The 7117-nt window shown below is 52.0% G+C and carries 6 protein-coding genes and 1 pseudogene; 6 read left to right on the top strand and 1 reads right to left on the bottom strand.

The features are described from left to right. The coding region (locus tag M0974_RS18045; protein WP_367279034.1) for a tetratricopeptide repeat protein at positions 1 to 319 on the bottom strand (319 nt) is incomplete at its 3' end. A gap of 747 nt (positions 320 to 1066) precedes the next feature. Here M0974_RS18045 and M0974_RS18040 point away from each other — a divergent pair. The 6 genes and pseudogenes from M0974_RS18040 to M0974_RS18015 form a co-directional block, all read left to right on the top strand. Beyond that, complete coding sequence (locus M0974_RS18040; RefSeq protein WP_297839660.1) at positions 1067 to 1348, top strand: hypothetical protein; 282 nt, start codon at positions 1067 to 1069, stop codon at positions 1346 to 1348. Positions 1349 to 1399: 51 nt separating this feature from the next. Further along, positions 1400 to 3823 (top strand): PAS domain-containing protein, encoded by a 2424-nt coding sequence (locus M0974_RS18035; protein WP_297839657.1) that lies wholly within the window; start codon positions 1400 to 1402, stop codon positions 3821 to 3823. Then, positions 3820 to 4437: a response regulator gene (locus tag M0974_RS18030; RefSeq protein WP_297839654.1), complete on the top strand. Its 618-nt coding sequence runs from the start codon at positions 3820 to 3822 to the stop codon at positions 4435 to 4437. Before M0974_RS18035 ends, M0974_RS18030 begins: the two co-directional genes overlap by 4 nt. Positions 4438 to 4527: 90 nt before the next feature. Next, positions 4528 to 4983, top strand: a complete 456-nt coding sequence (locus tag M0974_RS18025; RefSeq protein ID WP_297839652.1) for a response regulator — start codon at positions 4528 to 4530, stop codon at positions 4981 to 4983. Continuing rightward, the gene (locus M0974_RS18020) at positions 4980 to 6731 is read left to right on the top strand and encodes a methyl-accepting chemotaxis protein (RefSeq protein ID WP_297839649.1); all 1752 of its coding nucleotides are present in this window, start codon (positions 4980 to 4982) and stop codon (positions 6729 to 6731) included. The genes M0974_RS18025 and M0974_RS18020 overlap by 4 nt, the downstream gene beginning before the upstream one ends. 1 nt (position 6732) lies before the next feature. Further along, positions 6733 to 7005, top strand: a pseudogene (locus M0974_RS18015) (methyl-accepting chemotaxis protein); the annotation flags it as partial. Positions 7006 to 7117: the final 112 nt, after the last annotated feature.

Here is a 7117-nt window from a genome sequence, read left to right as displayed (position 1 = left end):
GGTTTTTTGGGGCGGTTTCGCCCTTTTCATAAAGAACAGCAAGAATGAGCATGGCATCTTCATTGCCAGCATTCGCAGCCATTTGAAATAGGCTAAATGCCTCTGTCTTACTTTGTGGGTCACCCTGCCCTGAATTAAGCACTCTTGCGAGCAGAACCTGAGCCTCAGTAGAGCCTTGCTTAGCTAGCGGTCGCAGCTCGATAGTGGCTGCATTGAAGTCGTTTCGCTTTACCGCATCCAGCGCCTCTGGCATACCTGCTTGTGCGGCTATGGCGTATGCGGCGAAGAGTGCAGCAATAGGGCGTACTTTCGGAATCATCTATCCATGTCCTTTTTCTATGTTCCGGCATGGGGGGGCTGCCGATGCCTTTGTAAGGCTATTCAGGCTTCTGTGTAGGCAGATTAAGATGCTAGAAACCACTACGTCGAGCAACTACTGACTATAGTTCAGCAGTTGCAAAGCAAAGGCGTCAATATTGAAGAGTCACTCGTTGCACTGAGGCCCAATAGGCTGTGATCCGATGTTCGGGGCATTGACGTCACGGAATATCAGTCCTAGGTTCAGAAAATTTGGACCTAGCGCTGCCCCAGGCGGTTGGTTTTGGTCAGCTTACTTCTGACCGAGCATCTTGAAACACGAGTGGAAAGAACACGTCCAAGACTCAACCCTTGCGGCCTGCGACTGACACGGACACTCCATCCTTCAAGTCCGAAGAATATACGCTGCCCAACTTTGAAGCCAGTCGCTATCCGCGGTAGCACGATACGGCTATTTTTACCGACTAAGCTGGCCGGGATCAGGGATGTATCTTGGGTTTCATGAATAGGAATGGTCTCTATCGGGAAATACTCATTATTGCCTGATTTGTTTCAGCTTCCAACTTGAGGTAAGGCAATTCGAGCAGGCACAGAAGCTAAAGCCGACCGCGTACGCTGAATCAGCCCCCCCCTTGCTGGTAATTACGGCCTTTTTTCTCTCTCACCTCCCTCGCTAGCTTAAACTCATCAGTAAATGTTATCTTTACATTTATGATCTTTCTACGCCTCGTGCCGATTGGAGAGTGTCTTGACAGAAAAATTGGCTGAATGCAGTGCCGTCACCTCTGGTGCTCACTTTTATCGTGGTGACTTACATATCCATTCCTATGGCGGGTCTCACGAGGTAAAAGACGCTGGAGTGACCTCGCAAGCGATCATCGCCACTGTCGTAGCAGAAGATCTCGACATCATCGCAATTGCCAATGATAACGAGATTTTTAATGTGCGCGCAGCCATGGAGGCCATGTCAGCCGCTGGTTTGCTAGTTATCCCCGTTGTCGAGTTATCTACCCCGAAAAGTTGCATGTAGGCCAACCATACAGTAGCATCAGATCATTATTATTTTAACAATAAGATAAAAATGCAGGCATCGCCGATCCCGCCAGATGAGCAGGCGCGACTCGCGGCCTTACGCGAGCTGTGCATTCTTGATACGCCTCCCGACGCTAGTTTTGACCGTGTCGGTCGTCTAGCACAGGCGCTCTTCGGTGTGCCGATTGCGCTGACCGTTCTGGTCGATGCCGAGCGGCAGTGGTTTAAGTCAGGACTGGGTTTGAACGTCACTGAGACCTCGCGCGATGTGTCTTTTTGTAGCTACACGATCCAGCAGGATCAGGTTCTGATTATCCCCGATGCCGCTTCCGATCCACGTTTTGCAGACAACCCGTTGGTCGTTGGCCGCCCTTATATCCGCTTCTACGCAGGCGTTCCGCTCACTTCTTCAGCAGGCTACCGGGTTGGAGCCTTTTGCATCATTGATACAGTGCCACGTACACTCGACGATCAACAGATCTCTCGCTTGCAGGATCTCGCAAGGATCGTCAACGATGAGTTCAACAACAAACGCCTCAACGAGATCACCTCCCTGTATCGCGAAGAACAGGATCGTCTTAATGAAACGAAAACACTGCTACAACTAGTGGCCAACAATGCACCTGGGATGTTAGGTTACTGGAACGCAGATCTGCGCTGTACTTTCGCCAACGATGCGTATGTCCAGTGGTTTGGCTTGAGGCCAGAACAAATTATTGGCATGCATATCCGTGATTTGCTTGGCGAGACAGTGTTTGCCAAGAATTTGCCCTACATCCATGCTGCACTCGATGGCAAGGATCAAGAGTTTGAGCGTACCCTGTCCAAGCCGGATAAGGAAATTGGCCACACACTGGCGCGCTACATCCCACATCGGGTCGATGGCAAAGTAACGGGTTTTTTTGTTCAGGTCAGTGACATTACCGTCGTCAAATTGGCATATCAACAACTGGAGGCAAGCCGTACCCAGCTTGCTTCCGTGCTAAGTGCTATCCCGGACACGGTGTTTACCCATCGGTACGATGGTCAGATCATCGATATTCATGCGGTTGCATCCGACGATCTGCATCTGCCACGCGAGCAGATCCTCAATCGGCCGCTGGACGAAGTTTTTCCCGCCAGTGTCGCGCAACAATTTATCGAGGTGTTCGCCGCGGCGAAGCAAACCTGGACCGTGCAGGAGGTGAGTTATAGTCTGCAGCACAACGGTAAAGAAAGATACTTTGAAGCACGGGCAGTGGCGACGCCCCATCAGGAATGTATTGCCATCGTGCGCGACATCACCGAGCGCGAGCTGAACCGAAAAAGCCGCGAACGCTACACCGCGCAACTATCAGATCGATTGAAACTGACCGAGTCCGCTGTGCGGGATCGTGAAGCGTCGCTGGCATTGGCAGCCGACGCCGCCAGTCTCGGCTACTGGTACCTGGATTGCGAAACCGAGCAAGTCTTTCCGTCTGAACAATGGTGCAGGCAACGTGGCTATACCGTGCAGCCAACTTTTCCGGTCGCGGCTATGATCAATTGCGGGCACCCTGAAGACCGGGCTGGTATCGCAGGTATTCGGGAACGGCTCCTACCAGAGCAACCGTTTTTCGAATTTACCTATCGTATTGTCTTGCTGGATGGTGAGGTGCGCTGGATGACCTCGCGTGGTCGAGGAGAGTTTGATGGCGCTGGCAAACTGGTCATGGTGCGAGGTCTCTCCATTGATACCTCCAACATCAAACAGGCCGAGCTCGATTTGGCACAGAAGCAGCAGGAAGTTACCTATCTATCGCGCCTGGCAACCATGGGTGAATTGTCCGGTGCCTTTGCACACGAACTGAACCAGCCGCTGACCGCCATACTGAGTAATGCCCAGGCGGCCAGGCGCTTTCTGGCCAAGGGGGAGTTGGATGAACTGGAGGATATCCTCACTGACATCATCGAAGATGATAAGCGCGCTGACGAGATCATTCGCCGCTTGCGCACCATGTTTGACAAAAGCCCGGCAATCTATCAACTGGTAAATGTCAATCGCATGATCATGGAAGTCATACACATGCTCTCCAGTGATCTGATCAACCATAATGTCGCCGTGCGCACGGAGCTGAGATCGTCGACCCCTTGGGTACTCGCAGATCTTGTTCAGATGCAGCAGGTCATGATCAATCTGATCAAGAACTCTTGCGACGCCATGGAGGACGTGAAAGCACCACACAATGAAATCATGATATCGACCGATATTGATTCGGAAGGACAGGTACACATTCGTGTTGTCGATCAGGGCGGAGGGATCTCGACGGACATTGCCGAACAAATGTTTTCCCCCTTCTTTTCAACCAAGGTGACGGGTATGGGCCTGGGTTTATCGATTTGCCGCAACATCGTTGAAGGTGCAAGTGGCAAGCTCTGGGCAGAGAACAACGCCGTCTGCGGAGCTACCTTCCACTTGTGCCTTCCTTCTGCGGAAAAAAAGGAAGCACTATGAGTCAAGCCCCGCTCATTTTTATGGTGGACGATCAGGCCGGCGTCCTCAAGGCGCTCGGTCGTTTGCTCAATGCAGCAGGATTCTCTTCGCAGGCCTACACTTCGGCGCAAACATTCCTCGACAGTGGCAATGCAGCCGCCCCAGGCTGCCTGATCCTTGACCTAGCCATGCCTGAGATGGACGGCTTCGCCCTGCAAAAGGCACTCGTCGCACGGAGCAGCGACTTACCGATAATCTTCCTCAGCGGACATGCTGGCATCCGGGACGGGGTGCAAGCAATGAAAGCCGGTGCCGCAGATTTCCTGACCAAACCGGTAGATGAAGACGCGCTGATTAACGCAGTGCAACAAGCACTCGAACGCAACCAGATCGCCCGCAACATCCGGTTAGAGCGGGACAACGTCGTCGCCCGTCTGGCCAGCCTGACGGCACGCGAACGCGAGGTCATGGACCTGATCATCGAAGGCAAATTAAACAAACAAATCGCCGACACTTTGGTACTCGCTGAAAAGACTGTCAAAATTCACCGTGCACGCGTCATGAATAAGATGCAGGTCCGCTCTGTCGCCGTCTTGGTGAGTCTGCTCAACAATCTCAAAGATACCCCCGCCTAACGCCCTTTAGTATCCGCGGCGTAACAGACAGTATCCCAATAGGACTAAGGTCCTATAGCGCAAGTACATACCGCATAGTATCTTGCTCGCATGGACACCACCTTTTCATGGGTCGCTGTAGTAGATGACGACGCTTCGATTCGTCGTGCCTTACTACGGCTGCTGCGCTCCGAGGACATCAAAGCGCGTGCGTTTGCCAATGGTGCTGAGTTTTTGGCGGCACTCGATAAAAGCTTACCTGTATGTGTCGTGATGGATGTGCAGATGCCTGGCATGTCCGGATTCGACGTGCTGGAGATGTTGGGGCAACGTATTCCGCAAGTGCCAGCGCTACTCATATCAGCCCAGCAAAGCCCGGAGATCGAGAAAAAAGCAATTATCCGTGCATCGCTTGGCTTTCTGGCTAAGCCCATGGATACACAAGCACTCCTCGCCATCGTTTGGAAAGCTATCGATGCACACCGCAAGGTAGAGATACAGGTACCAATTCTTTCAAGCTATGGTGAATCGGATCTAAATACGTCGTCAACTAGGAGCATAAAATGAATACGAAACATATGACTGTCCGGGCCAAACTGACCTTTGCTTTCGGTGGATTAGCACTGGTTGTTCTCATCGCTTCAGTAGTAGCAATCAATGCATTGAACACCGCCAATCAACAATTCGTATCATTCGTATCCGGGATTGATACACGGGCCCATCTTGTTGAACACATCCATGCGTCTGTTGGCGAAAGAGCTATTGCTGTTCGTAATATGGTATTAGCGACCAGTCAAGTTGACATTGATCGAGAAAAGGCCGTCGCAGTAAAAGCTCATGAGGACGTACAAAAAAATCTGGCGCAGCTAAAAAGCTCGGTTGCGGGGAATGACATTCCTCAAAACGTCAAATCGTTGGTGGCTGAAATAGTCAAGATTGAGCAATCGTACACGCCGGTTGCGCTTGCAATTGTAGACCTAGCCAGCAAAAACAAGCGCGAGGAGGCTATCGCAAAGATCAATAATGAATGTATACCACTCCTCAACGCCTTAATCGCAAAAGCGAATATCTATGCTGATACAACGGCTGAGCGGTCACAAGCATTGGTCTCTGAAGCCGAGGATCAATATAAAACGCAACGTAACATCCTCTTCATGGTCTGTGCGCTGGCATTCTTGAGTGCAGCCGTGGCTGGTACTCTCATTACAATCAGCTTGTCCAAGGCTCTGGGAGCTGAGCCCAATACGCTTAGTGAGATAGCTCAACGCGTCTCGGAAGGCAACCTGAGTGCGGTAGCTGGCTCTGAAGATGCCGCCGAAGGTAGCGTGCTGGCCTCCCTCAATCGCATGCAGAAAAATCTGGTCAGCATTGTGAGTAAAGTGCGGGAATCTTCTAGCTCGATTGCAACAGGATCAGCCGAAATCGCATCAGGCAATCTTGACCTCTCGTCGCGAACTGAAGCACAAGCAGGCTCGCTCGAAGAAACAGCATCGGCAATGGAAGAATTGACCTCCACGGTCAAACAGAATGCCGACAATGCGCGTCAGGCTAATCAACTCGCAGTCTCAGCCTCTGAAGTTGCTATTGAAGGTGGCGCCGTAGTGAATCAAGTCGTCTCTACAATGGATGCTATCAACACCTCCTCACGAAAAATCGTCGATATCATTAGCGTCATCGATGGCATTGCCTTCCAGACCAATATCCTTGCATTGAATGCTGCGGTAGAAGCTGCCCGTGCCGGTGAACAAGGCCGAGGCTTTGCAGTGGTTGCCTCAGAGGTGCGTAGTCTCGCGCAGCGCAGTGCCGCGGCCGCCAAAGAAATCAAGGTGCTTATTGGAGACTCGGTAGCCAATGTGGAAGAAGGTAGCAAGCTTGTAGCACAAGCAGGCATCACAATGGAACAGGTCGTCTCTAGCGTCCGCCGCGTCACTGATGTGGTAAGTGAAATCAGCGCTGCCAGTGCTGAACAAAGTGACGGTATCGAACAGGTCAATCAAGCCATTACACAGATGGATGAAGTTACCCAGCAGAATGCAGCCTTGGTGGAAGAAGCGGCAGCGGCATCACAATCGCTCCAGGAGCAGGCACAGCAGCTTGAGCAAGCCGTGAGTGTGTTTAAACTTGAGTCAGGTCAAAGCGCTGGGAACAATTCAGCATATGCGATCGCAACTCCAGCAACCACGTCAGCTTTAAAGCCACTTGCGAAGCTGATTCCAAAACCACAGAGCAAAAAAATGAGTGTCGTAGCTCCGACGGCGATGAGACCAAAGTTAGCACTCGCAGGCAATGACAATATCTCCTGGGAGCAATTTTAGTAAATAAGGTCGAGGATTTCACGTTGTTGCCGCGGAAGTGCGCAATCTGGCGCAACGCTCCGTCGCTGCCGCCAAAGAGATCAAGACCTTGATCGACAACTCCGTGTCGAAGGTCGACGACGGCAGCAAACTGGTTGCCCAAGCTGGCGCTACGATGAATGAAGTTGTCGCCAGCGTCAAACGCGTCACCGACATCGTCGGCGAAATATCGGCGGCGAGCGCAGAGCAAAGCACCGGCATCGAACAGATCAATCAGGCCACCACGCAAATGGAATAAGTAACCCAGAAAAATGCTGCGCGCCAGAATACGGAGGTCTTTACGCGGCAGCTGGGCGATGTGCCTGCGGTTAGCCAAGGGTCGGTGCGGTGCTCAGGGCGAGGCTGTC

Source organism: Pseudomonas sp. (assembly GCF_026224925.1).
In the GTDB taxonomy this organism is placed as follows: Bacteria; Pseudomonadota; Gammaproteobacteria; order Pseudomonadales; family Pseudomonadaceae; genus Aquipseudomonas.
The sequence above is the reverse complement of the archived record's forward strand: the minus strand, read 5'-3'. Positions and strand labels throughout refer to the sequence as shown.